This window comes from Pseudoalteromonas sp. J2K-J031 (assembly GCF_058197095.2).
On record NZ_CM200279.1, the window covers coordinates 3,471,223 to 3,494,908 of the forward strand.

Annotated in this window: 18 protein-coding genes; 6 read left to right on the forward strand and 12 right to left on the reverse strand. The window is 40.8% G+C overall.

Going from position 1 to position 23,686, the window contains the following annotated elements:
• Positions 1–138 precede the first annotated feature (138 nt).
• The gene (locus AC3KZC_RS15870) at positions 139–738 is read left to right on the forward strand and encodes a response regulator (protein WP_518525901.1); all 600 of its coding nucleotides are present in this window, start codon (positions 139–141) and stop codon (positions 736–738) included.
• Between the two features lie 236 nt (positions 739–974).
• Here the strand turns inward: AC3KZC_RS15870 and AC3KZC_RS15875 are convergent, their stop codons facing one another.
• Positions 975–1,607 (reverse strand): c-type cytochrome, encoded by a 633-nt coding sequence (locus tag AC3KZC_RS15875; protein ID WP_490579695.1) that lies wholly within the window; start codon positions 1,605–1,607, stop codon positions 975–977.
• Positions 1,608–1,909: 302 nt separating this feature from the next.
• Between AC3KZC_RS15875 and yihA the strand changes: the two genes are divergently transcribed.
• Positions 1,910–2,575 carry a ribosome biogenesis GTP-binding protein YihA/YsxC gene (gene yihA / locus AC3KZC_RS15880; RefSeq protein WP_490579694.1) on the forward strand — a complete coding sequence of 222 codons (666 nt, stop codon included), beginning with the start codon at positions 1,910–1,912 and terminating at the stop codon, positions 2,573–2,575.
• 289 nt (positions 2,576–2,864) lie between these two features.
• Here yihA and polA read toward each other — a convergent pair whose 3' ends face one another.
• A complete protein-coding gene (gene polA, locus AC3KZC_RS15885; protein ID WP_490579693.1) occupies positions 2,865–5,615 on the reverse strand; it encodes a DNA polymerase I in 2,751 nt (916 codons plus the stop codon).
• Between the two features lie 450 nt (positions 5,616–6,065).
• Between polA and elbB the strand changes: the two genes are divergently transcribed.
• A complete protein-coding gene (gene elbB / locus AC3KZC_RS15890; protein ID WP_490579692.1) occupies positions 6,066–6,722 on the forward strand; it encodes an isoprenoid biosynthesis glyoxalase ElbB in 657 nt (218 codons plus the stop codon).
• Positions 6,723–6,812: 90 nt separating this feature from the next.
• Here elbB and AC3KZC_RS15895 read toward each other — a convergent pair whose 3' ends face one another.
• Both AC3KZC_RS15895 and AC3KZC_RS15900 read right to left on the reverse strand, forming a co-directional pair.
• The gene (locus AC3KZC_RS15895) at positions 6,813–8,213 is read right to left on the reverse strand and encodes a M16 family metallopeptidase (RefSeq protein WP_490579691.1); all 1,401 of its coding nucleotides are present in this window, start codon (positions 8,211–8,213) and stop codon (positions 6,813–6,815) included.
• A complete protein-coding gene (locus AC3KZC_RS15900) occupies positions 8,197–9,534 on the reverse strand; it encodes a M16 family metallopeptidase (RefSeq protein WP_490579717.1) in 1,338 nt (445 codons plus the stop codon). Before AC3KZC_RS15900 ends, AC3KZC_RS15895 begins: the two co-directional genes overlap by 17 nt.
• A gap of 362 nt (positions 9,535–9,896) precedes the next feature.
• On the opposite strand from AC3KZC_RS15900, the gene AC3KZC_RS15905 reads away from it, so the two are divergent.
• Positions 9,897–10,292 carry a c-type cytochrome gene (locus tag AC3KZC_RS15905; protein WP_490579690.1) on the forward strand — a complete coding sequence of 132 codons (396 nt, stop codon included), beginning with the start codon at positions 9,897–9,899 and terminating at the stop codon, positions 10,290–10,292.
• A 134-nt stretch (positions 10,293–10,426) separates the two neighbouring features.
• Positions 10,427–13,003 carry a sensor domain-containing diguanylate cyclase gene (locus AC3KZC_RS15910; RefSeq protein WP_490579689.1) on the forward strand — a complete coding sequence of 859 codons (2,577 nt, stop codon included), beginning with the start codon at positions 10,427–10,429 and terminating at the stop codon, positions 13,001–13,003.
• On the opposite strand, the gene rep is transcribed toward AC3KZC_RS15910, so the two are convergent.
• Entirely contained in the window at positions 13,000–15,015 is a 2,016-nt protein-coding gene (rep, locus tag AC3KZC_RS15915) for a DNA helicase Rep (protein ID WP_490579688.1), read from the reverse strand. The genes AC3KZC_RS15910 and rep overlap by 4 nt on opposite strands.
• Positions 15,016–15,196: 181 nt before the next feature.
• On the opposite strand from rep, the gene ubiK reads away from it, so the two are divergent.
• Entirely contained in the window at positions 15,197–15,448 is a 252-nt protein-coding gene (gene ubiK / locus AC3KZC_RS15920) for a ubiquinone biosynthesis accessory factor UbiK (protein WP_490579716.1), read from the forward strand.
• A 5-nt stretch (positions 15,449–15,453) separates the two neighbouring features.
• Here the strand turns inward: ubiK and AC3KZC_RS15925 are convergent, their stop codons facing one another.
• From AC3KZC_RS15925 to AC3KZC_RS15955, 7 genes are all read right to left on the reverse strand, one after another.
• Entirely contained in the window at positions 15,454–16,116 is a 663-nt protein-coding gene (locus AC3KZC_RS15925) for a substrate-binding periplasmic protein (protein ID WP_490579687.1), read from the reverse strand.
• Between the two features lie 28 nt (positions 16,117–16,144).
• Entirely contained in the window at positions 16,145–16,801 is a 657-nt protein-coding gene (gene can, locus AC3KZC_RS15930) for a carbonate dehydratase (RefSeq protein WP_490579686.1), read from the reverse strand.
• 9 nt (positions 16,802–16,810) lie between these two features.
• A complete protein-coding gene (locus AC3KZC_RS15935) occupies positions 16,811–17,992 on the reverse strand; it encodes a methyltransferase (protein WP_490579685.1) in 1,182 nt (393 codons plus the stop codon).
• A 120-nt stretch (positions 17,993–18,112) separates the two neighbouring features.
• The gene (locus AC3KZC_RS15940; protein WP_490579684.1) at positions 18,113–19,171 is read right to left on the reverse strand and encodes an ABC transporter substrate-binding protein; all 1,059 of its coding nucleotides are present in this window, start codon (positions 19,169–19,171) and stop codon (positions 18,113–18,115) included.
• A gap of 116 nt (positions 19,172–19,287) precedes the next feature.
• On the reverse strand, positions 19,288–20,829 hold the full coding sequence (ilvA, locus tag AC3KZC_RS15945; RefSeq protein ID WP_490579683.1) for a threonine ammonia-lyase, biosynthetic: 1,542 nt from the start codon (positions 20,827–20,829) through the stop codon (positions 19,288–19,290).
• Between the two features lies 1 nt (position 20,830).
• Positions 20,831–22,687: a dihydroxy-acid dehydratase gene (gene ilvD, locus AC3KZC_RS15950; protein ID WP_490579682.1), complete on the reverse strand. Its 1,857-nt coding sequence runs from the start codon at positions 22,685–22,687 to the stop codon at positions 20,831–20,833.
• A 70-nt stretch (positions 22,688–22,757) separates the two neighbouring features.
• Positions 22,758–23,681, reverse strand: a complete 924-nt coding sequence (locus AC3KZC_RS15955) for a branched-chain amino acid transaminase (RefSeq protein WP_490579681.1) — start codon at positions 23,679–23,681, stop codon at positions 22,758–22,760.
• Between the last annotated feature and the right edge of the window lie 5 nt (positions 23,682–23,686).

The window sequence follows — 23,686 nt, forward strand, 5'->3', positions numbered from 1 at the left end:
CAAACAAAATTCTACCCTTTGGGCTCACTATTTAATACTGAGCAAAATGATCTGAGGTCGTATAATCAAGCGAAATTCATACTTAAAAGGTCAACACACCCTTAATAATGATAATTATTTTTAACAAGGATAATACGAATGCTCACGAACAAAGAATGTTTATTAATGCAAGATCTGCTTAAGCCAGCGATTAAAAAGCATCGAGAAGCACTCGATAATTTAAAAAATGATGAAAGAGAAAAAGAAGAAAATAAGCTCATCAGTTTGGTTTCCGCCTTAAATAAACTTCGACATCAAATTGATAAACAATCAAGAACAATATCTGACACCCACATGCCTAAAATATTATTAGTTGATGATGCTCCATCCATGCTGGCTGTTGCTTCGAAATTGCTCTCTGAAATGGGTTTTGAAAAAATTCAAAGCGCTGAAGACGCTGATAAGGCCTTAAAAATATTACTTTCCGCGGTTGAAAGCGAGACCCCGATAGATATCGTTATTACTGATTGGGAAATGGAAGGGAAATCAGGTTTAGATCTACTTAAAATCATTCGCACTAATGAGCTATTACTGGAAACTGACGTATTTATTCTTACATCACACAGTGAACAACAAAACATTGTTCAAGCAATTGAAGCAGGTGTCACAGGTTATATGCTCAAACCAATTAACTTCAACTTACTGAAAAAGAAGCTCCAAGATTATTTACCGCCTGATGAACAAGACACACCAACATAACCGAAGTATCAGAATCAATCTCAAAATTTTTAAGGGTAACAAGGTCAAATAGCAAGCCTATTGCACGTTAATCCAACGCTCTTAGCGTTGACAATAGTTGCCTGAGATAAATTTATCATCAAGAATTGAAGTGAATGTATATGAGTAAGAACAGCCTCCTTTAATGACATGTTTACGTAATAAAAAAGCCGCTTACTGTTAGTAAGCGGCTTTTTTAATTCAGCAAACACTAAAAACTAGTGAAGACCGTTTAAATATTTAGAAAGTACTTCAATATCATGGTCAGTTAGTTTTTTAGCTACATCACGCATCATGCCATTTAAGTCATTATGACGTGTGCCAGCACGGAACTTTTCAAGCTGTAACTTAATATATTCTGGATGTTGCGACGAAATTTTTGGAAAGCCAGCTAACGATGTACCATTACCACGAGGGCCATGACACGATGCACAAGATGGAATTCCACGCTCTGCATCACCTGCTTTATACAGCTTAGTGCCAGCATCAACCAACTCTTTAGGTGTTTCACCCTCTTGAATAGGTAAAGAACTAAAGTACGCAGCAAGATCTTTCATATCTTGTTCCGTTAATGGCATGGCCATGCCACTCATTACCGGATCCATACGACCTTTTGTACCGCCGCTAGTCATGCCTAATTTAAATTCATTTAATTGCTTGTAGATATACTCAGCATGTTGACCAGCAATTTTTGGATACATAGTGATAGGCGCATTACCATCGGCGCCATGACACGCTGCACATGTTGCAGACTTTGCCTTACCTGCAGTTGCATCGCCATCAAATGCAGTTGCGTTGTTTGCAGCTAATGCACCAAACAACATAGTTAAAGATAGTGCTATTTTTTTCATGGTGGATTCTCTGTTTTTCGACCCTGTTAACCTGCAATGCAGGTATACCTACCAGCATTAGAATCTTATTCTACACGATATTAATTTCTCTGGCACGTCTTATGCCCTGTAAAAACTTATAAAATATAAGGGTTTTGACTTAGATTAAGAAGTTTAGCCCTTTTTTTTCATTTCACAGCTAAACTGACTCGATAGTTGCTCAACATTTTATTGATATTAGTATAAAATACTCTATTCGCAGTTTAATCGCACATTTTGCAGCTTTGCCTGCAGTTTATCCCAGCATACCTTAAGGAGTCACTGTGCTTAAATCACGTGTACAATACAGTGCTGCAACTTTCATGACCAGCGCACCCGATATTAGCAAACTCCCACCAGATACGGGCATTGAAGTTGCCTTTGCTGGCCGTTCAAATGCCGGAAAATCTAGTTCACTCAATACGTTAACAGATAAAAAAATTGCAAAAACCAGTAAAACACCTGGTCGTACGCAATTAATTAATGCATTTGATTTAGGCGAAGATATGCGTCTAATCGATTTACCCGGTTATGGTTACGCTAAAGTACCAATCGAAACAAAAAAGAAATGGCAGCGTTCGCTTGGTGAATACCTCGAAAAACGTAAAAGCTTAAAAGGCTTAGTGATTTTAATGGATATTCGCCATCCATTGAAAGATCTTGATAAAGATCTCATTAATTGGGCTGTAGATAGCAATATTTCAACCTTGGTGTTACTAACCAAAGCCGATAAATATAAGCAAGGTAAGCGTAAGTCTGAAGTATTACGTGTTCGTCGTGAGCTAAAAGAGCTTAACGGTGATATTACTGTTCATGCATTTTCATCACTTGATGGTATTGGCTTAGTTGAAGTAGCTAAACATCTTGATAATTGGTACTTAGGTGAAGTTATTCATCAAGCGCCTGAAGATAAAATTGCGATTGAGTCTGAGCCAAACGAAAACGTTTAAGCAAAAAAAAACCGGCTTATATAAAATAAGCCGGTTATAGCAATCTGGGGAGAAGCTATTAATACGCTGTATCTCCAATTAAGGAAGACACATCATCAACAGGATGCCTACCGAAGTAGGACGGCGCGCACTTTAACAAAGCCCCCCCAATAAATAAAGCAAGTTCGGTGAGTTTTAGACGTAAATTTTTAATCACTACACAACACTAACTAAATACTAACAATCACTTCTTTTTATTTACCTAAACGGTAAGTGATGACAAACTTTGTCACCACCTTTTGAAGTATCGTTAATGTGCTTGTTGCCAGTTATCACCGCTATCGGATTCAACAATTAACGGCACATCTAACACTGCAGCTTGCGACATCAACAAGCAAATGTGCTGCATATATTCATCAACACACTCTTCTTTGATCTCAAATACCAATTCATCGTGTACCTGCATTAATAAACGCACCGTTTTATCTGGTTGAGCTTTAACCCACGCATTGACTGTGATCATTGCTTTTTTGATGATATCGGCTGCCGTACCTTGCATCGGGGCATTGATAGCCGCTCGCTCGGCTGCTTTTCGACTTGCACCATTTCGCGCATTAATTTCAGGTAAATACAAACGACGGCCAAACAAAGTTTCAACATAACCAAGCTCAGCGGCTTTTTCACGTGTGCTTTCCATGTACTCAAGCACACCTGGGAAACGTTCGAAATACTTATCAATATAATGCTGCGCTTCATGGCGAGGCACATCAAGTTGGCGTGCAAGACCAAACGCCGACATTCCATAAATCAAACCAAAGTTAACGGCTTTGGCTTTACGGCGCATATCAGTAGTGACCTCAGTAACAGGCACGCCAAAGACTTCAGCTGCTGTCGCACTATGCACATCAAGCCCTTGTGCAAACGCATTCAGCAGGCCTTTATCTTGTGATAAATGTGCCATGATGCGCAGCTCAATTTGGCTATAATCGGCCGCAGCAATTTTATAGCCTTTGGCTGCAACAAACGCTTGGCGAATTTTTCGGCCTTCTTCGGTACGAATAGGAATATTTTGTAAGTTCGGATCGGTTGAACTTAAACGCCCCGTTGCCGTAATTGCTTGATGATATGAGGTGTGTACCCGCTGTGTATCGGCATTTACCATTAACGGTAATTTATCGGTATAGGTTGATTTAAGTTTTGATAAACCACGATGCTCAATAATCAACTTGGGTAATGGGTAATCGTGAGCAAGTTCTTGTAATACTTCTTCTGCGGTTGAAGGTGCACCTTTTGGGGTTTTTTTAATCACAGGTAATTCGTGTTTTTCAAACAAAATGACTTGAAGTTGCTTTGGCGAACTTAAATTAAACGCTTCGCCCGCCAATTCATGGGCTTCTTTTTCAAGCTCATCTAAACGTTTACCAATTTCAAAGCTTTGTTTAGCCAGCATATCACTATCAATTTCAACGCCAGTGCGCTCAATATCAGATAACACACTCACTAACGGTAATTCAATGGTTTCAAATACTGCTTTGAGTTTTTCATCCGCCTCAAGTTTTGGCCATAACATTTGGTGCAAACGCAGTGTAATGTCCGCATCTTCAGCAGCATAAGGCGCGGCTTTGTCTAACTCAATTTGGTTAAACGTGAGCTGATTTTTACCTTTGCCTGCTATTTCTTCAAAACTAATGTTTTTATGACCAAGGTATTTTAGCGCCAATGAATCCATATCATGGCGTGTTCCTACACTACTGAGCACATAAGATTCCAGCATGGTATCGAACTTAATACCGTTAAGCTCAAGGCCAGCTCGCGCCAACACAGATTTATCGTACTTTAAATTTTGGCCGACTTTAGCGTGTTGCTCATCAGCTAATAGTGGCCCTAATTTTGCAAAAACCAATTCTTTACTTAGCTGCTCGGGCGCACCTAAATAATCATGTCCAATCGGTAAATAAGCAGCTTTACCCGCTTCGACTGCAAAGCTCATCCCGACCAAATCAGCCTGCATATAATCTAAGCTGGTTGTTTCGGTGTCAAAGGCAAACAATGGCGCGCTTTGTAATTGAGCAAGCCACTTATCAAGCTGCGCTTCGGTTAAGATTGTTTCATATTCAACATCAAGTAATGTCGCTTCTGGCTCTGAGTTTGCTTCATCATTCACCGCGCGCTGGGTTAAAGGTTGAGGTGCTGCAGCTGCACCATCTAACAACTCAGCCAACCAACGACGAAATTCACAATGGCCATATAATTTAATCAATTCGTCTTTATTAGGCGCTTGGATCGTTAATTGATCAAGATCGTCCGAAACATCTACATCTAACTTAATAGTCGCAAGTTCAAAACTGAGCGGTAAATGCGGCACAGCAGCTTGTAATTTTTCACCAATTTTGCCTTTTATGGCAGCAGCATTTTCAATGACGTTAGCCAATGATCCATATTGCTGTAGCCATTTAACCGCCGTTTTTGGCCCACAACCATCAACACCAGGGATGTTATCGACTTTATCACCCATTAAGGCCAAATAATCGATAATCAACTCAGGCGGAACACCAAACTTTTCCGTCACTCCGGCAGGATCAAGCACGGTATCAGTCATGGTATTAATCAGCGTGACATGCTCATTAACTAATTGAGCCATGTCTTTGTCGCCCGTAGAAATCAGCACATTACGCTTTTTCTCGGTTGCAATACGCGCAAACGTGCCAATCACGTCATCAGCTTCAACACCTTCAATGCTAATTAACGGCAACCCCATCGCACGAATAATCTCATGTAATGGGGCAATTTGACTTCTGAGTTCATCGGGCATAGGAGGACGATTGGCTTTATATTCTGCGTACATATCGTTACGGAATGTTTTGCCTTTAGCATCAAATATCACCACCATATGAGATGGATCAAATTGTTTTACCAAACTTTTGAGCATATTAACCACACCATAAATGGCACCGGTTGATTCACCACGAGAGTTCGTTAAATGCGGTGGCGAATGAAATGCGCGAAAAAGATACGATGAACCATCAACCAAAATCAGTGGATTGTCTTGGATCTGCGCCATTGTTAAGGATCCTGTAATTATAAAAAAGTTACTTAGTCATTGTGATTGCCTAGCATGCCACAAGGACTCTCAGAAAACGAGCTACTGACGGAGATAGCATTCGCTAAAAAATCAATAAGCTGTGGATAAGTTTGTAGATAAAAAGAAATGACTAAACGCACCAGCTGAAATTAAACATCTGGGGTTGTTTTATATCTTTGTATTTAAAGGTTTTTTAAAAATAAACTCGCTCTGAATTTTATTTTTATTATTTTTATCTAATGTGGAAAATGTTTTTACTGCTTGATACCTGAGTGTGGATTACTACGTCACGAAAGTCTCAGAGGCAGTACTTTACCACAAAGGATCAAAGATCCTAGTGATCCTTTTATATTTTTTTATTCTTTAGGTAGAATCCTTTGCGCTATTTGTTTATAAACAAATCAACTTATTGCCAATCGGGAAAATATTATGAAAAAAATTGCTGTTATATTAAGTGGCTGTGGCGTCTTTGATGGCTCTGAAATCCATGAGGCGGTGCTCACCTTATTATCAATTACACAAGCAGGCGCGCAGTACCAATGTTTTGCGCCTAACATTTCTCAGTTTCATGTCATAAATCATTTAACCGGTGAGCCACAAGCAGATCAGCAGCGCAATGTACTGGTTGAGTCAGCACGTATTGCCCGTGGTGACATCCAAGATGTGGCTATGTTAGATGTGGCTGAGTTTGACGCTTTAGTATTACCCGGTGGGTTTGGCGCAGCTAAAAATTTATCTGATTTTGCATTTAAAGGCGCGCAGTGCCAAATGAACCCTAAAGTTTTAAATGCTTGCCAACAATTCGCCCAAGCAAAAAAACCGGCTGCTTACATCTGTATTTCACCAGCCCTTATTCCTTTGGTGTACGGTAAAGGTGTTGTTGCAACGATCGGCAACGACCCAGCTACGGCTGAACAACTGACTTTATTAGGCGCTAAACATCAAAATTGTGCGGTTGATGAGTTTGTCGTAGATGAAACAGCAAAGGTTATTAGTACGCCAGCCTACATGCTTGCAGGCTCTATTTTACAAGCTGCTCAAGGTATCGATAAAACAATTAAGCACTTGGTCGCGATGATCCTATAAAAAAAGCCAAACTAAATTTGGCTTTTCGATCGGGCTTAAACTCTAGGCTGTGTAAAAAACGTGCATCATAAAATGCACGTTTTTTAATTCTTAAAACTGATAACCCGGACGGGTAATATCAACTTCTTGCACAGCACCGTATTTTTTAACTGATTCACGCAACTCATCTGCTTTACCAATTAATACAAACTGTAAATTAGTAGCTGGAAAATATTGCTCAATTAATGCCTTACTTCGTGCAACAGTTAATTCGTTTACTGATTGTTCAAACTGATTGATCATGCTCTCTTCAATACCATAAACATACATATCGGCTAAAAAATTAGCTAAGTCAGCACTGGTTTCATAACGTGGTGGTAATTGCCCTTTGACATAGGCTTTGGCTGAATTTAAGGTTGCCTCGTCAATTCCTACTGACCACAGCTTTTGGTACGTTGTTAGCGCTAAATCAATCGCCTCAATTGTGGTGGCTGTTTTAGTAAAGGTAGAGATATAAAAAGTACCTGCTTGGGCCTGGCTGTTAAATTGGCTACGTGCACCATAGGTTAAACCGCTATTAACCCGCAGTTCATCATTAAGCCATGAGGTAAAACGCCCACCTAAAATGGTATTAATAACCTGAAGTTGAACAAAGTCTTTGGCATTTTTTGCAACACCAGCCCCACCGATTAAAAATGTGGTTTCATTGGCATCGGCTTTATTAACTAACAGTACTTTAGCCTGTTGCGGTTGAGTAACCTTTTGCTGCGTCTGTACCATTAATTCGCCTGCTGGCCATGAAGCAAACATCGCTTGTAAACGCACTTTCATCGCAGCACTATTAAAATCACCACTGACAATAACTGCTGTATTATTGGGTTTGTACCATTGTTGGTAAAAACCTTTAACTACTTCAAGATTAATTGCCGAAATGGAGTTTTCATCGCCTGATACCGGCTGAGCATAACTATGATTTTGGTAATAAAAGCCATCAAAATAACGGCTTATTACATTTCTAGGGCTTTCTTTTTGTTGAGTCAGCACACTTTGATGACGTAATTTAAATTTGTCGAATTCTGAGGCTGAAAAGCTAGGTTGTAACACCATATCCCGCACTAACCCCATAACTGTTGCTTGATCTTTAGCAGCAAAAGAAGCACTGACTTGGCTCGCATCATGATCAGTTGTAACAGTAACATTGGCACCTAAAAAATCGAGTTTTTCTTCAATTTCGTTTTTTGACGCTTTAGTTGTACCCAGCATTAAGCTTTCATTAGTTAAATACGCTAAACCTTGGTGTACACCATCGGCCTGTGCACCGGTTTTAATCACAACCGCCATATTGATCAACGGTACTTCATGTTGTTCCAATAGATAAACGGTTAATCCATTATCGAAAGTCACACGCTCATATTTAGGAAGCTTAAAACTACTCCCAGCTGCAAATGCTGCTGTAAAAAATGAAGTCACAACCACTATCGAAACAGTTACACATTTAGAGATCATTTTCATGGCTATCCTCCTTGGCAGCTAATACACCCACAGTACGGTTGGCTCGCTTAAGATAGGTCGCAGCAACACGCTGTACATCCGCCACGGTCACTTGAGAAAAATCTTGGGGTGCAGTAAACAACTTTTGATAATCACCAAAAAACACTTCGTAAGTTCCCATTTCATTAGCTTTACCATTAATGGTTGCCAGTGTTCGATAAAGGGCTAGCAACCGTTGATTTTTAACTTTATCTAATTCAGCTTCAGTAACCCCCTCTTTGATCACTTTATTTACTTGTGCGATAAGAGCACGCTCTAACTCATTGGCTTCAACCTCTTTAGCTGCAACGGCATAAAGATAAAATAAATTAGCATCAAATGATTGAGGTAAATAGGTGGCTGTCGAAAGGGCGATTTGGTTTTCCACTAAACTTTTATTTAAACGTGCACTATTACCGCTAGATAAAATATCAGAGAGTAATGCCAGCGCATAATAATCAGGATGAGACGTTGCTGGCACATGATATGCCAACATAATATTAGGCGATGAAACCGATTCTTTTTGAACATATACACGACGCTCGCCTTTTTGTTCTGGCTCAACGGTGTGGATTGCTCTTGCTGCAGGTTGGGCAGCAATTGGCCCTAAATATTGCTGGGCTAATCTTTTTACTTCAGGTGTTTTTACTGCACCTACAATCACCATGACAGCATTATTTGGCGCGTAATACGTTTTATGAAAACGCTTTAAATCGTCTAAGGTCCAATTATCAATATCAGACTGATGGCCAATAACAGACCATGAATAAGGATGCGCTCTAAACGCAGCTCCCTTTACTTCTTCAGATAATGTTCGCCAGTTAGAGTTTTCAAGCCCCGTGCTACGCTCGGATGTTACTACACCACGTTCACTTTCAAGTACTTGCTGATTAATATCTAAATTTGCAATCCGGTCGGCTTCTAAATCAAAAATAATTTCTAGTGATTCTGATGGAAACCAATTGGTATAAACCGTTAAGTCTTCCGTTGTATACGCATTATTTCGGCCACCATGATTTTCCATCGTGCGGTCAAACATTTTAGGGCCATATTTTTTAGCCCCATTAAACATCATATGCTCAAAAAAATGCGATAACCCCGTAATACCCGGTGCCTCATTACGAGAACCTACTTTCCAAAACGTGTACATATTGGCATTCGGAATAGAATCATCTTCTAATACAATAACTTTTAAACCATTATCCAAAGTAAATGTATTAACATCCTTAGGACTCACCAAAGCATGTGAAGCTGCAGCTCCAAACAAACTTATAGCAATTAGTATGCGCCCGGCTAGCTTCATGCCCGAACCTCCAAAAAAAACAAACACAACGGCTTTTACATATTCATCTCTAAACATGTACTTTTGCACTTAAGTTAGTAACTATAATTTACTATTTTGTAGCGATTTGTTCATATTAACGTAAGTAGAACCGATTTTAATATTAAATATGTAAAATTTGATGTTTCAACATAGTGTTAAGTTGAGAATAGATTGCATCTACAACCTTTTTTCACCTAAATTCTTTGCGCTAACGCAATTTTTTGTTTTTTTTATAAATTAATCCTGCGACTAAGCATTTTATAAATTTGCTTAGGGCGTTATAATTGGTTTAATTTCCGTCTATCGTGTTTGATCGCGTTCTAATCGAAGTGAGCAAGGTAATGAAAAAAATTTCTGCAGTATTATTGCTGTTAGCAACAACCGTATCAGCCCAACCTTATGATAATTCTATGACCGAAGAAGCGATCAAAAGTCGTTTAGCACCAATTGGTTCGGTATATCTTCAAGGAGATAAAGCCGCTGTTGTCGCCGCTCCGGCTGGCCCAAGATCAGGTCAAGATGTGTTTCAAGCCAGCTGTTTTGCTTGTCATGGCACAGGTGCATTAGGTGCTCCAAAAACAGAAGCCGACTGGGCCCCTCGTCTTGCCAAAGGCGCTGATGTACTTTTAGACCATGCTATTAATGGTTTTAACTCAATGCCTCCTCGTGGTACGTGTATGAATTGTTCTGACGATGAGATTCAAGCTGCTATTGATTTCATGAAAACAGGTCATTAATTAAGACCTTAAAAAAAGGCCGCTCGCGGCCTTTTTTATTGCAAAAAAAACATTAGTTCTTGACGGATTTTTCATTCAATGGAATGATTAAGCTCAAATAATAACCGATAACTATAACAATACGGTTTGATTCAGTGGACGAACTCAGTAGCGCAAAAAATAAACTGCTCCATAAAAATAAGCGCTTAAAAAAAATATTAGCTAAATATAAACATATCCACGATATGCAATCTGCTTTGATCCAACTATCAGAGCAAGCCAGCAATGTTGCCGAATTAACATTGCTTTACCCTGCAATTCATAAAATTCTTGAAGATTATCTCCCGACCAGCAACTTTTATGTCGTGTTATTAAACCAAAGAACAGCACAACTAGAACTGACTTATTTTGTTGATGAAAAAGATCATCAATCCGTGCCCTTAGCTGAAGATCACCATTTTAATGAAGGATTGACTGGCTATGTTTACCGTACAGGGCAGACGCAATCACTCACCAAAGCCGATATTATTGAGGGCCAAGCCAATAATCTTTTCAAGTTATTAGGATCGGTATGTGAACACTGGCTTGGTGTCCCAATCTATCAAGACAAAGTGATTATTGGTGTTATGGTGTCGCAAAGTTATCAATTAGAACAAAGCTTTAGCCATACACAAATTGAATTATTCGAAGTTATTTCACTTTATCTATCAACTGCAATTGAGCGAGTAAAAAAACGTGAACTACTTGAATTAGAAGTAAAGTATCGTACCTTTGCGCTAACTCAGAGTAATGAAGCATTACAAAAAGAAATATTAATTCGTAAGCAAGCGTTAGAACGTCAACAAATTTTGTTTAAAATCTCAAAATTAGCGACCCAAACCGAACGTCTTAGTGATTTTTATCAACAAATTCATAACATATTAAATAGCATTACTTACGCTGAAAATTTTTATATTTGCCTCTATAACAAAACAAATAATACCCTAAGTTTTCCGTACGCTGTTGATGAAAGGATCCCTCATTATAAAACACGGCCATTTCGCCAAGGTTTTACAGAATATGTCATCAATCAACGCTGTGCACAGCTCATTGATCACCACAAATCGGCTCAGTTAATTGAATCTGGACTGGTCGTACGTACCGAAAATCATTGTACCGACCAGACTGAAACATCTTGGATCGGTGCTCCCCTGATCAATAACGATGATGTCATTGGGGTTATTGCGTGTCAGTCATATGATAAAAAACATTACTTTAAAGACGATGATGTTGAGCTAATTAATTTTGTATCACAGCAAATTGCCAATGTGTTGCAAAAGCATTTAGCAAATGAAGCGCTGCAACAAAGCCATGAAAAATTAGAAAAACGCGTTGCTGAAAAAACCAAAAAGTTACAACAAACCAACCTTTATTTGGAACTACAAATTGAGGAGCGCAAAAAAATTGAGCAGCAACTTTATCATGATGCACACCATGATGCGTTAACAGGCCTTGCCAATCGCAGCTTGTTTTTAATGCAACTTGATAAAACGCTACAACAGCATTTGCGCCACCCACAACCGGGCTTTGCAGTACTGTTTATTGATTTAGATAATTTTAAAGCTGTTAATGATAGTTTAGGCCATCAAATAGGCGATCAATTTCTGGTTGATGTCGCCCGTTCTTTTAGTTTATGTATTCGCGAACATGATTTACTCGCTCGGTTAGCGGGCGATGAATTTGTGATTTTACTGACTCATTTACATCACCCACAAGAAGCCATTGATGTAGCCAATCGTATTATCGAAATCATGAAAGAACCGTTTTGCCGAAACGGGCTTTGCATTCAGTCAGGCGCAAGCATTGGTATAACACATAGTCATAATAATTATGCCAATACCGATGCAATCATCCGTGATGCTGATACTGCGATGTATCAGGCAAAGAAAAACGGCCGAGGCCAAGTAGAGTTTTTTCATCCTTTATTAAGGCAGCTTGATAACAAAAACATGGGTTTAGCCCACATTGAACACCAACTCACTCCTGCTGACTTATCATTTAATACCAAAGCCGTGATCCAAAATAGTCATGCGCAGATCCAAGCCTATGTCACTCAACGTGTTTGGCAACATCCCGATCTCGGCCTGATCCGCTTTAGTCAAATAGAAAAATATTTATCTAATTGCACCAAGTTGCCAGAAATTGAAATTAAAATCCTAGAAACCATTCTTCAGCAACCTGCGGTTAACGCGCCAATTTTAGTTAAATGCAATATTGCCATGCTCAGTAGTGAACATTTTGCGTCGCTGAAGCACACATTGCTTGCCAAAAAACCGGATCAACAAGTATGTTTGGTATTTCAAGAACAAGCGATTGCCAAAGCGCACAATAAAACAATTGAGCATTTAGCAGAACTGAAGCAGCAAGGGATCTTGATTGGTATTACGGATTTTGGCCACTTTCGCTGCGATCTCAACATAATCACTCGCTTGGCATTCGATTTTATCATTTTGAGCGCTATTTTTAGTCAACGCGTTTTGCAGCAACCCGCACAACAATTGCAATTACAAGGTTTATTAACGGTCGCAAAATTAACCAACAGCCAAGTTGTTGCAACCGGTCCTGCTATTTTAAATTACCAGCAATTGTTAGAACGCCATGGTTTAGCACTCTATGCAGCACCAGCAACGGCTGAACAACAACAGCACAGTGCTGCGGTACATCCAGCTTCATTACACTTATTATCTCGTTAATCTTTTTTCAGCATAGCCCTTAAATTGGCTACTCGCGCTTGGCCTTTTTCCATCCGTTCGGCTTGTGAAGTTGGTTGTTGGCGGGATTCAAACGCCAAGTCGTCTTGTGGTAACTCCTGCACAAAACGGCTGATTTCAGTATTCGACGTTTCACCAAATTGACGTCTAATTTTGGCGTAGGTAAAAGTTAACTCTTGCTGCGCACGAGTGATACCGACATATGCCAATCGGCGCTCTTCATCAACGTTATCTTCATCGATACTCACTTGATGCGGCAGCAATCCCTCTTCCATACCGACCATAAAAACATAAGGGTATTCAAGGCCTTTTGAAGCATGAAGTGTTAACAGTTGCACCGCATCTGATTCATCTTCCCCTTCGTTACGCTCCATCATGTCGCGAAGTGTAAGCTTGGTGACCACTTCGGCTAAGGTCATTGGCGGGTTATCGTCATTGCCACTAATCATATCGGTGATCCAACGATAGAGCTCAGAGACGTTTTTCATCCGCATTTCAGCGGCCTTAGGGCTTGGAGAAGATTCATACAAATAATCTTCATAATTGATTTGTCGCACCATGGTTTTCACCGCTTCAAGGGTATCGCCTCGCACAGCTTCATCCGACAACTCAACCACCCAGCGTGCAAACCCTTGCAACGCATTATATCCACGTCCGGTTAAACGCTGATTTAGTTCGGGCTCAAAACATGCAGCAAACAAACTAATGTGCTTTTCATTGGCAAACGTCCCCAACTTTTCAAGTGTGGTCGTGCCAATTTCACGTCTTGGGGTATTAACGATCCGCAAAAACGCATTGTCGTCATCTTGATTCACTAGCAAACGCAAGTAAGCCATAATATCCTTTATTTCTGAGCGACTAAAAAACGACATACCGCCACTGATTTTGTATGGAATACGGTTAGCCATCAGCGCCTTTTCAAAAATACGGGCCTGATGATTACCACGATATAAAATGGCGTAATCTTTAAAATTTGTCCGTTTGGTAAATTTATGAGAAATAATTTCCGCAATAACACGTTCAGATTCATGCTCTTCATCCCGCGTGCCTATCACTTTAATTTGCTCACCGTACGCAAGCTCACTAAATAACTTTTTCTCAAACACATGAGGGTTATTGGCAATTAAAATATTTGCCGCTTTTAAAATCCGCCCGGCACTACGATAGTTTTGCTCTAATTTAATTAAACGTAACGCCGGAAAATCTTTACTCAGCAACACTAAGTTTTGCGGTTTAGCCCCACGCCAAGAATAGATAGATTGATCATCATCCCCTACCACCGTAAAACGGGCGCGATCTCCGACAAGGTATTTCACTAATAAATACTGGCTAGTATTGGTATCTTGATATTCATCCACCAGCAGATAACGAAAACGATTTTGCCAACGCTCTCGCACATCAGGATAATTGGCCAGTAATACCGTTGGCACCATAATTAAATCATCAAAATCTAACGCGTTATAAGCCCTTAACTGATTTTGGTAACGGGCATACAACAAGGCAAACTGCGCTTTTTGTGGTTCTTGCGCTTCGCGAATGGCTCGTTCTGGATTGATCAGATCATTTTTCCAGTTTGAGATTTGCATCTTCAATAAATTAAGCTGATCTTTGTCTTTTTTCAGTTCTTTTTCGGTTAATTCTGCCATTAACTGGCTGGTATCTTGATCATCAAATAATGAAAAACCAGGCTTAAAACCTAGGGTCATCAGCTCTTTTTTGATGATTTCCAAACCTAAGGTATGAAACGTTGAAACCCACACGCCTTTGGCTTCTTTTTTGCCCAGTGTTTGACTTAAACGCTCTTTCATCTCGCGCGCCGCTTTATTGGTAAACGTCACCGCGGCAATATTTTTTGCTTGGTATTCACACTTTTGCACTAAATAAGCAATTTTATTGGTGATCACCCGAGTTTTACCTGAACCCGCACCTGCGAGCACTAAGCAAGGCCCACTGATGTATTTTACTGCTTCATCTTGGCTTGGATTTAATTTCATGACAGAACTACTAACAAAAAAGAAGACCGCTGATTCTAACGGATCTCAACTTTTTTACCAGTTGCGATCTAAAACCTGTGTCAAAAACAACGCTTTTTTTAAACGTATAAATAGGATAGTTTTTTGGTATTCATCTGTGAATGCGTTACCATTAGGCCAACTAAATTTAGAAGGCTCTGTCATGATTAATCCCGCTAAAATTGAAGAAATTGCAAAACAACTCACTGAAAATATGCCGCAAGGCATGAAAAATTTAGCTGAAAACTTTGAAGCTAAAACCAAGCAAGTATTGCAAAATAAACTGTCTCAAATGGACTTTGTCTCACGTGAAGAATTTGATATTCAAAGCCAAGTTTTAATCCGCACTCGCGAAAAGCTTATTCAATTAGAAGAGCGCGTTAGCCAACTTGAAGCGAAATTAAACCAAGAATAAATCCGTTAATGATCCATCGCTGCCAACTGATTAAATTGCGCTAAAAAGGTTGGGTTACGCTTTAGGTATTGGTGAGAAAAATAGCAACCGAAAGGCTGTGAACTTTGAGTTTTTTGCCTCACCAATGCCACATCATAGCCACCAGCGCGCATTGCATGCCAAAAAACATCGGCTGAAAGAAAAACCGCATCGATCCTTTTTTTAAATAACAATCTCACTAGCGTTGAAGCTTCGTTGGGCAAAGAAGCAATCATATAATTTTCACTTTTTAACCAATGGAAGGTATTGGTATTGAATTGTGATGCTATTTTAGCAGTTTGCTTAAAACTGTTATGTTCAGGGGTTAAGCTTGAATCAGCTAAATAAAACCACGCCCAGTCATTTATCATGACACCTTGCGATAGCTGACCGACCTTATCTCGTTCATCACTTTGCGTGGCAAGAAAAAAACCATCATTTTGTAATTGGCTTAAATTGTTAAGCCCGACACCGTGATTGGCTACAGGTCGTAATTGATATTCAACCCCAAGTTTATCAAGAATGTGTTTGACAGCTTCCACACCTTTGCCCGTTAACACCCCCTCTTTATCGATATAAGCAAAAGGTGTAAATAAAGGGACATCAAGCACTAACTTATCAAATGCACTCGCTGGGAGGCTCCCCAGCATTAGTAACAATGACAAGCATAAATAATACTTACATTTTTGAGCTAAAAACCTGCTCAATCGCTTCTTGATAAGTTGGATGCATTTCATGAGGTTGAGTAATACCTGAGCATAAATCCCTTAAATGCCCATCATTAAGGCCGTAAATCCAGCCATGCACAGAAAGCTCCTGCCCCCTGTCCCACGCATTTTCTACAATGTTAGTCTGGCACACATTACGCACTTGTTCGATAACATTTATTTCGCACAGAGCATCAAACTTCAATTGCGGGTTCGTTACCTGCTCAAGTTGACTAAAGTTTTTTTCTTTTGCATCTGTAACATGACGCAACCAATTGTCAATTAAGCCAAAGCGTGCACCATCAAGTGCAGCCTTTACCCCTCCGCAGCCATAGTGCCCTACCACCATGATGTGTTTTACTTTAAGCACATCAACGGCATATTGCATCACCGACAAACAATTGTGGTCAGTATGGACAACCACATTCGCTACATTGCGATGCACAAATAATTCACCCGGTAATAAGCCAACAATTTCATTAGCAGGGACTCGAGAGTCTGAACAACCTATCCATAAATATTGCGGATTTTGCTGCATAGATAATATTTTGAAAAAATTTGCGTCTCTATTGGTCATTTTACAAGCCCAATGGCGATTATTTTCAAATAAGTTTGCTAATTTATTCATACCCACCTTTTAATTTTTTATTCTCTGTGCATGTATTAAGATATTTCTTGGTGTAACTTCTTTATTGCAAAACTCAGATATATCAACTCGATAACTATTTTCTTGCAGAAATAAAGCGCGATCTAATATCAGCCAAACCTCGATTGCTCGACGAAATGCATGACGAACTAACTCTATTCTATCGACTATTTTTTTGCGCTGCTGACCCAAGCTTAAATAGGCCTGGTAATCCACATTACTGGGGAGCTCTAAGTTTTTTTTATCTGCAGCCCACTGGCAAAAGTCAGAAAATTCACCCGTAAAAAGTGCTTTTTGCGCTGAAGGTACAGGTAAATAACAATCCGTACCAAAAAGATCTCGCTGCAGGGCATCAAATGCGAGGCGCCACTCTACCTCAGTTTGCCGTAGAACAGTGATCCGATTAGCAGCTGTTACGGTTTCTTGTAAAGCCAGCTTTAAGTCGTGTCGTGTCAAACTCAGAAGCGACTGCGCCCCAAACCGGCTCATGGTTTGATAAGTATCTTCAGCAATTAAATGGTAGCAACAAGGCGAAAGCGTCACCTTTTGAGTTTTTTGTGTGACGACATGCTGCATTAATTGCTGGTGCAGCGCACCACAGGCATGTAGGGCAATAGCATGCTGATTAGGTTTTACTAACTGGCGAGCTGCGGGAGCTAATACATCCGCCTGACTAAACGAAATATTAAGCTGGTATTTTTTCGCTAATTGCTCACCTTGCTCGCACAAGTTTGCCTGCAATTCAACGCTATGCACTTGAGGCGCTCCCGAAAAAGCGAACATGCGTCCTAAATGGCCCTTGCCTGCGCACCATTCCAGTACAGGTAAAGTACGCTCAGCAACAACACCAACAAAACGTTTCAATTGCTCAAGCTTTCGCCCTTTAATGCCATTTTCTAACCAAAAAGGCCATGTAAGATCAGCGGCAGGTTTTATAGGTAATTGCGTTAATTCATTTAACTGGCTTAATTGCGCAATAAATGGCTGTAAAAAACAGATTAATTGATCGGGATGATTTTCTAATTCAACCAACTCTGACTCACTCAATTGTAGCAGCGCATCATTCAAATTAGGCCAAGGAAGTTTAGAGTAGTCAAAAGCCACTATTTGCCAATAATGCTGACATTCAAACAAAATACGGTCTAGAGCTAAAAATTGGCTTTCATAAATCATTAAATAAACCACTCAGATAAACAGCACGCCATCATAGCAACTTTTTAGTTTAATGTCGGTATTGTCTATCCATCGATGAAAAAGCCTGAACCATGTCTATTACATGGCTATAAACGTCGGTTAACTCAGTGTGGTTTTTAATTTTGAATCTTTGGATCGGAACAACAAACGGTAATAACTCGGCAAAGAAATTAAAATAATAGCCACGGCTGCAACATACATCCAAGAGATACTAAACGGGGTTAATTTTTGCGTTTTATAGATGAAGCCTGTTAAATATTCATTCACTATTTTTTTATCAACGCCATGCATACTGGCTATAACTCGCCAACGTGAATTCGACATCTGTCCAAGACTCACCTGCTCAAGATGGATAAATTCGAGTAATTTTTGCGCCTCAAAGGCTAAGTGAGATCTTGATTTTTGACTTTGATATTGTGATTTAATGACATCAATGGCCTCTTGGGGATGATTAATTGCATATTTCCAGCCTTTAAGACTCGCTAAATAAAAGTCGAGCACCAACTGCGGGTGTTGGTCGACCAAATCTTGACGAGTAAATAACACATCAGAATACACATTAAGCCCATATCGCTTGGGGCATAGTAATCGATAATCGATATTTTTTTGCCGCAAACTAAATGGCTCATTAGTCACATAAACAGGCAATACATCGACATCTCCATCTATCCAGTGTTGCAATGTAACATTTTGAATTTCTGGAATTAAATCGCTTTCACTAATGCCATTTTGCGCTAGCATGCTAAATAACTCTGCACTTTCTTCGCGGTTAAAAAACCCAACTCGTTTGCCTTTAAAATCAGCCACTGTGCGAATGGGTGAATCCCCTTTAACCAACCAGCAATAGGGCGAACTTTGAAAAATCGCTGCCATCGCGACCAGTTGTTCACCCGCTAAACGGTGAAGTAATAACCCTGAATTGGCGATACCAAAATCGGCCTGACCTGAAAGCACTTTTGGCACAGTATCAACATCATTAGGGGCTGCAGGAATAATCGTGACATTAATGCCTTTATCGCGGTAATAACCATTTTCAAGCGCCATGTAATAACCAGCAAATTGAAATTGATGCTGCCATTTCAACTGCAATACAACATTATATTCAGCACGAGAAACACAAGTAAAAAATACCAACGTTGTAAGAAGCCAATTTCGCATACATTCCTTGTCAACACGCATCCATAAAAGTGGAATTAACTATAGACTTAAACGAAGCAAAAAAAAACGCTAATCAATAATTAGCGTTTAAAACATTTATGATAACAGAACCTTAACTAACTCACCTCAGCAAGTTTCTCTGTTGGTCCTGCTAAAAATCGCTGGTAACATGGGTTATTAGTTTCTTCTTGATAACCATATGCAAGACGACTTAAGTGCTCTTGAAATGCTTGATTGTCATTATCAGGGATCTCAAATGCAGCTAGTACATTACCTGTTGCAGCGCCATGATTACGATAATGAAACAAGGTGATATTCCAATTTGCGCCTAAAGTATCTAAGAAGCGCTCTAGCGCACCTGGGTACTCTGGAAATTCAAAACGAAACAACCGCTCTTTAATCATTTGACCGGGCTGACCACCGACCATATAGCGAATATGCAACTTAGCTAATTCGTTATCTGATAAGTCAGTAAAATCATAATCTGAGCGTGTGAGTTCAGCTTTTAACTCATCGAGCTCTTCTTGTGCCCGGCGCAAACCAACACCCACAAATATCTGCGCTTTAACTGAATTGGCATAACGATAGTTAAACTCAGTAATTGCACGCCCACCTAACGCTTTACAAAAGCGGCGAAAACTGCCTTTTTCTTCGCCTATGGTCACAGCAAAAAGCGCTTCATTTTTTTCGCCAAGCGCTGTTCGCTCGGCTACATAACGTAAGCGGTCAAAGTTTAAATTTGCTCCCGACAAAACCGCCGATAACTTAAGCCCTTTGGCTTTGTTTTCAATGCACCATTTTTTTAGACCTGCTAAGGCCAGAGCACCTGATGGTTCTGCCACAGCACGGGTTGAAACAAAGACATCCTGCATCGCAGCACAAATCTCATCACTGCTTACCGTGACCACTTCATCGCAAAATTGCTGTGCTAAACGAAAGGTTTCTTTACCAATAATTTTAACCGCCACACCATCGGCAAAACTGCCGACACGGTCCAATTCAATCGGATGGCCTACTTCAAGCGCCGCTTTTAAACAGGCACTTTCTTCAGACTCAACCCCGATTACTTTAATATCGGGCCGTAATGATTTGATATACACCGACATCCCAGCCAGCAAACCACCGCCACCGACAGGTACAAATACGGCATCAAGTTGTGGTAATTGCTGCATTAATTCGCGTGCAATCGTCCCTTGGCCAACAATGACATCTGGGTCATCAAAGGGTGGCACAAATACCGCCCCTTCTTGTTCTGCAAGATTTAAAGCAAAGCTATTGGCCGCATCAAAATGATGACCATGCAAAATCACTTCACCGCCCAAATCACGTACCGCATTCACTTTAATTTCAGGTGTTGTTACTGGCATCACAATTTTGGCGGTATGGCCTAAAAAGCTCGCGCTTAGTGCAACCCCTTGGGCATGATTACCTGCAGATGCAGTCACCACTTTTGATTTTGCAGGCAGTTGTTTAAGTTTATGAAACGCACCGCGTAATTTAAACGAATAGACAGGTTGCTGATCTTCTCGTTTTAGCCAAATTTTATTGCCGAGTTTTTTTTCTAAACTCGGCATCGGGCTCACTTGCGTTATTTTCGCCAATGGCTCCATATTGGCTTGGATAATTGCTCTGAAATATTCAAGCTCTTTTGAAACCATATCAGCTTAACTCCTCTAGTTTAGCTAAATCACGCACCGCGCCTTTATCGGCACTGGTTGCCAATAAGGCGTATGCTTTTAAAGCTGATGAGACATAACGCACACGATCAACCGGTTTATAGGCTTCTTTACCACGAGCAAGCTGCTTTTGTTTGCGCGCTTCAAGCTCGTCATCGGTTAGGTCGAGTTTAATTTGGCGTGTCGCAATATCGATAATGATCTTATCGCCATTTTCAACATAAGCGATGGCACCACCACTTGCTGCTTCTGGAGAAACATGGCCAATCGATAAACCTGATGTGCCCCCTGAAAAACGGCCATCGGTGATCAACGCACATTTTTCAGCTAAGCCTTTAGATTTCAGATAGCTCGTTGGATACAACATTTCTTGCATGCCTGGGCCGCCTTTTGGCCCCTCATAACGAATGACGACCACATCACCCGCTTTTACTTCATCGTTTAAAATGCCTTCAACCGAGTCATCTTGTGATTCATAAACCACAGCGCGCCCTTCAAAATGCAGCATGTCATCGACCACACCCGCACTTTTTACAATACAGCCATCTTGCGCCAAATTACCGTACAACACCGCAAGGCCGCCGTCTTGTCTAAAGGCATGTTCAACACTGCGAATACAACCATGCTCACGGTCATTATCCCCTTGCGGCCAACGGCACTCTTGGCTCATGGCTTTAGTGGTACGAATACCTGCAGGGCCTGCGCGGAAGAATTTTTGTGCGGCTTCATTTGCAGGATCGGTCGCGTCCCATTTTTTAACTAATTCTGCCATGGTCATACCGGCAACATGATCCACCGATAAATCAACCAAACCCGCTTTACCAAGCTCACGAATAATCGCCATCATGCCACCAGCACGGTGCACATCTTCAATGTGGTAATCAGGGGTCGCTGGGGCAACTTTACATAAAAAGGGTGTTTTGCGAGAAAGCGCGTCGATATGAGACATATCAAAATCAACACCCGCCTCTTGCGCTGCAGCTAATAAATGCAGCACGGTATTTGATGAGCCACCCATTGCGATATCAACCACCATTGCATTCATAAATGCAGTGCGATTAGCAATGGCGCGCGGTAATACTGCTTGGTTATCTTTTTGATAATATTCGCGGCATAAATCAACAATGCGCGCACCCGCTTCAACATACAGTTGTTTACGATCTTTATGAGTAGCAAGCGTAGTGCCGTTACCCGGCAGCGCTAAACCAATGGCTTCTAATAAACAGTTCATTGAATTGGCGGTAAACATGCCTGAACATGAACCACAGGTTGGGCATGCTGAGCGCTCAACTTGTTCAGAATCGGCATCACTCACGTTCGAATCAGCGCCTTTTACCATGGCATCCACTAAATCAAGTTTGATATCTATGCCTGCAAGGCGCGTTTTACCCGCTTCCATTGGGCCACCAGAGACAAAAATAACCGGGATATTTAAACGCAGCGCCGCAAGCATCATGCCTGGGGTAATTTTGTCGCAGTTTGAAATACAGATCATGGCATCGGCGCAGTGACCGTTGACCATGTATTCAACCGAATCAGCGATTAAATCGCGTGACGGCAACGAATACAGCATGCCGCCATGACCCATGGCGATCCCATCATCTATTGCAATGGTATTAAATTCTTTTGGTACGCCACCCGCTTGTGTGATGGTTTGCGCCATTAGTTCGCTAAGTTGGTTGAGATGAACATGCCCTGGCACAAATTGAGTGAACGAGTTAACAACCGCAATAATCGGTTTACCAAAATCCTGATCTGTCATTCCTGTTGCACGCCAAAGTGCACGAGCACCTGCGCGTTTTCGACCTTCAGTTGTTTCTGCACTTCTTAATTTAGCCATAGTTACCTCTGTATTTTAGGGGGAAACACCCCCTAGTCCTCATTCCCAAAAATTTAAAATCTTTATGTATTTATGCGTTTACGTATTCAAGCCAGCCATGTGGATCGGCGCTTTGACCTTTAACCAAATCAAAATAGGCTTTTTGTAAGTGTTCCGTGATTGGGCCGCGCTTGCCAGACCCAACTGTAATGCGATCGACACTGCGCACCGGTACAATTTCAGCAGCAGTGCCAGTCATAAAAAACTCATCGGCTAAATATAATGCTTCACGCGCAATCGCCTCTTCACGCACTTCGTAACCAAACTCTTTGGCCAACGTCATGATGGTGTCTCGGGTTAAACCCGGTAAAATACACGCTGTAGTTGGTGGCGTATAAAGCACACCCTTTTTAATTACAAATAGGTTTTCGCCTGCGCCCTCGCTCAACATGCCATTGGTATCAAGTGCAATGCCTTCAACATACCCATTGCGTTTGGCTTCACCTGAAATAAGCTGCGATGATAAATAATTGCCACCTGCTTTTGCTGCTGTTGGCATGGTATTAGGCGCTAAACGATTCCAAGACGAAATACAAACATCAACGCCCTCAGCAAGGCTGTCTTCACCTAAATAAGCGCCCCATTGCATCGCTGCAACCGAGACCTCAGCAACATGAGATTTAGGATTTAGCCCTAAACCAACATGACCTAAATAAGCAAAGGGACGTAAATATGCGTCTTTAAAACCATTTTGTGCCACAGTGTCTTTACAGGCTTGAACCAGCTCTTCTAACGTATAAGGAATTTCCATCCGATAAATTTTTGCTGAATCGAACATACGCTTGATATGATCAGTCAGACGAAAAATTGCTGGGCCATTGGGCGTGTCATAGGCACGCACACCTTCAAATACCGAGCTACCATAATGAATGGCATGGCTAAGCACGTGGGTAGTTGCTTGCGCATATGGAACCATCTTTCCGTTGAACCAAATAAATTCTGACTGCTGTGACATAGTAA

Excerpts from the sequence above, each read along its gene's own strand:
- ilvD (WP_490579682.1), bottom strand. The coding sequence starts at position 22,687 with ATGGCTAAATTAAGAAGTGCAGAAACAACTGAAGGTCGAAAACGCGCA.
- AC3KZC_RS15900 (WP_490579717.1), bottom strand. The coding sequence starts at position 9,534 with ATGAAGCTAGCCGGGCGCATACTAATTGCTATAAGTTTGTTTGGAGCT.
- AC3KZC_RS15875 (WP_490579695.1), bottom strand. The coding sequence starts at position 1,607 with ATGAAAAAAATAGCACTATCTTTAACTATGTTGTTTGGTGCATTAGCT.
- AC3KZC_RS15905 (WP_490579690.1), top strand. The coding sequence starts at position 9,897 with ATGAAAAAAATTTCTGCAGTATTATTGCTGTTAGCAACAACCGTATCA.
- AC3KZC_RS15955 (WP_490579681.1), bottom strand. The coding sequence starts at position 23,681 with ATGTCACAGCAGTCAGAATTTATTTGGTTCAACGGAAAGATGGTTCCA.
- AC3KZC_RS15940 (WP_490579684.1), bottom strand. The coding sequence starts at position 19,171 with ATGCGAAATTGGCTTCTTACAACGTTGGTATTTTTTACTTGTGTTTCT.
- can (WP_490579686.1), bottom strand. The coding sequence starts at position 16,801 with ATGAATAAATTAGCAAACTTATTTGAAAATAATCGCCATTGGGCTTGT.
- rep (WP_490579688.1), bottom strand. The coding sequence starts at position 15,015 with ATGAAATTAAATCCAAGCCAAGATGAAGCAGTAAAATACATCAGTGGG.
- ilvA (WP_490579683.1), bottom strand. The coding sequence starts at position 20,829 with ATGGTTTCAAAAGAGCTTGAATATTTCAGAGCAATTATCCAAGCCAAT.
- AC3KZC_RS15895 (WP_490579691.1), bottom strand. The coding sequence starts at position 8,213 with ATGAAAATGATCTCTAAATGTGTAACTGTTTCGATAGTGGTTGTGACT.
- elbB (WP_490579692.1), top strand. The coding sequence starts at position 6,066 with ATGAAAAAAATTGCTGTTATATTAAGTGGCTGTGGCGTCTTTGATGGC.
- polA (WP_490579693.1), bottom strand. The coding sequence starts at position 5,615 with ATGGCGCAGATCCAAGACAATCCACTGATTTTGGTTGATGGTTCATCG.
- AC3KZC_RS15870 (WP_518525901.1), top strand. The coding sequence starts at position 139 with ATGCTCACGAACAAAGAATGTTTATTAATGCAAGATCTGCTTAAGCCA.
- ubiK (WP_490579716.1), top strand. The coding sequence starts at position 15,197 with ATGATTAATCCCGCTAAAATTGAAGAAATTGCAAAACAACTCACTGAA.
- AC3KZC_RS15935 (WP_490579685.1), bottom strand. The coding sequence starts at position 17,992 with ATGATTTATGAAAGCCAATTTTTAGCTCTAGACCGTATTTTGTTTGAA.
- AC3KZC_RS15925 (WP_490579687.1), bottom strand. The coding sequence starts at position 16,116 with ATGCTGGGGAGCCTCCCAGCGAGTGCATTTGATAAGTTAGTGCTTGAT.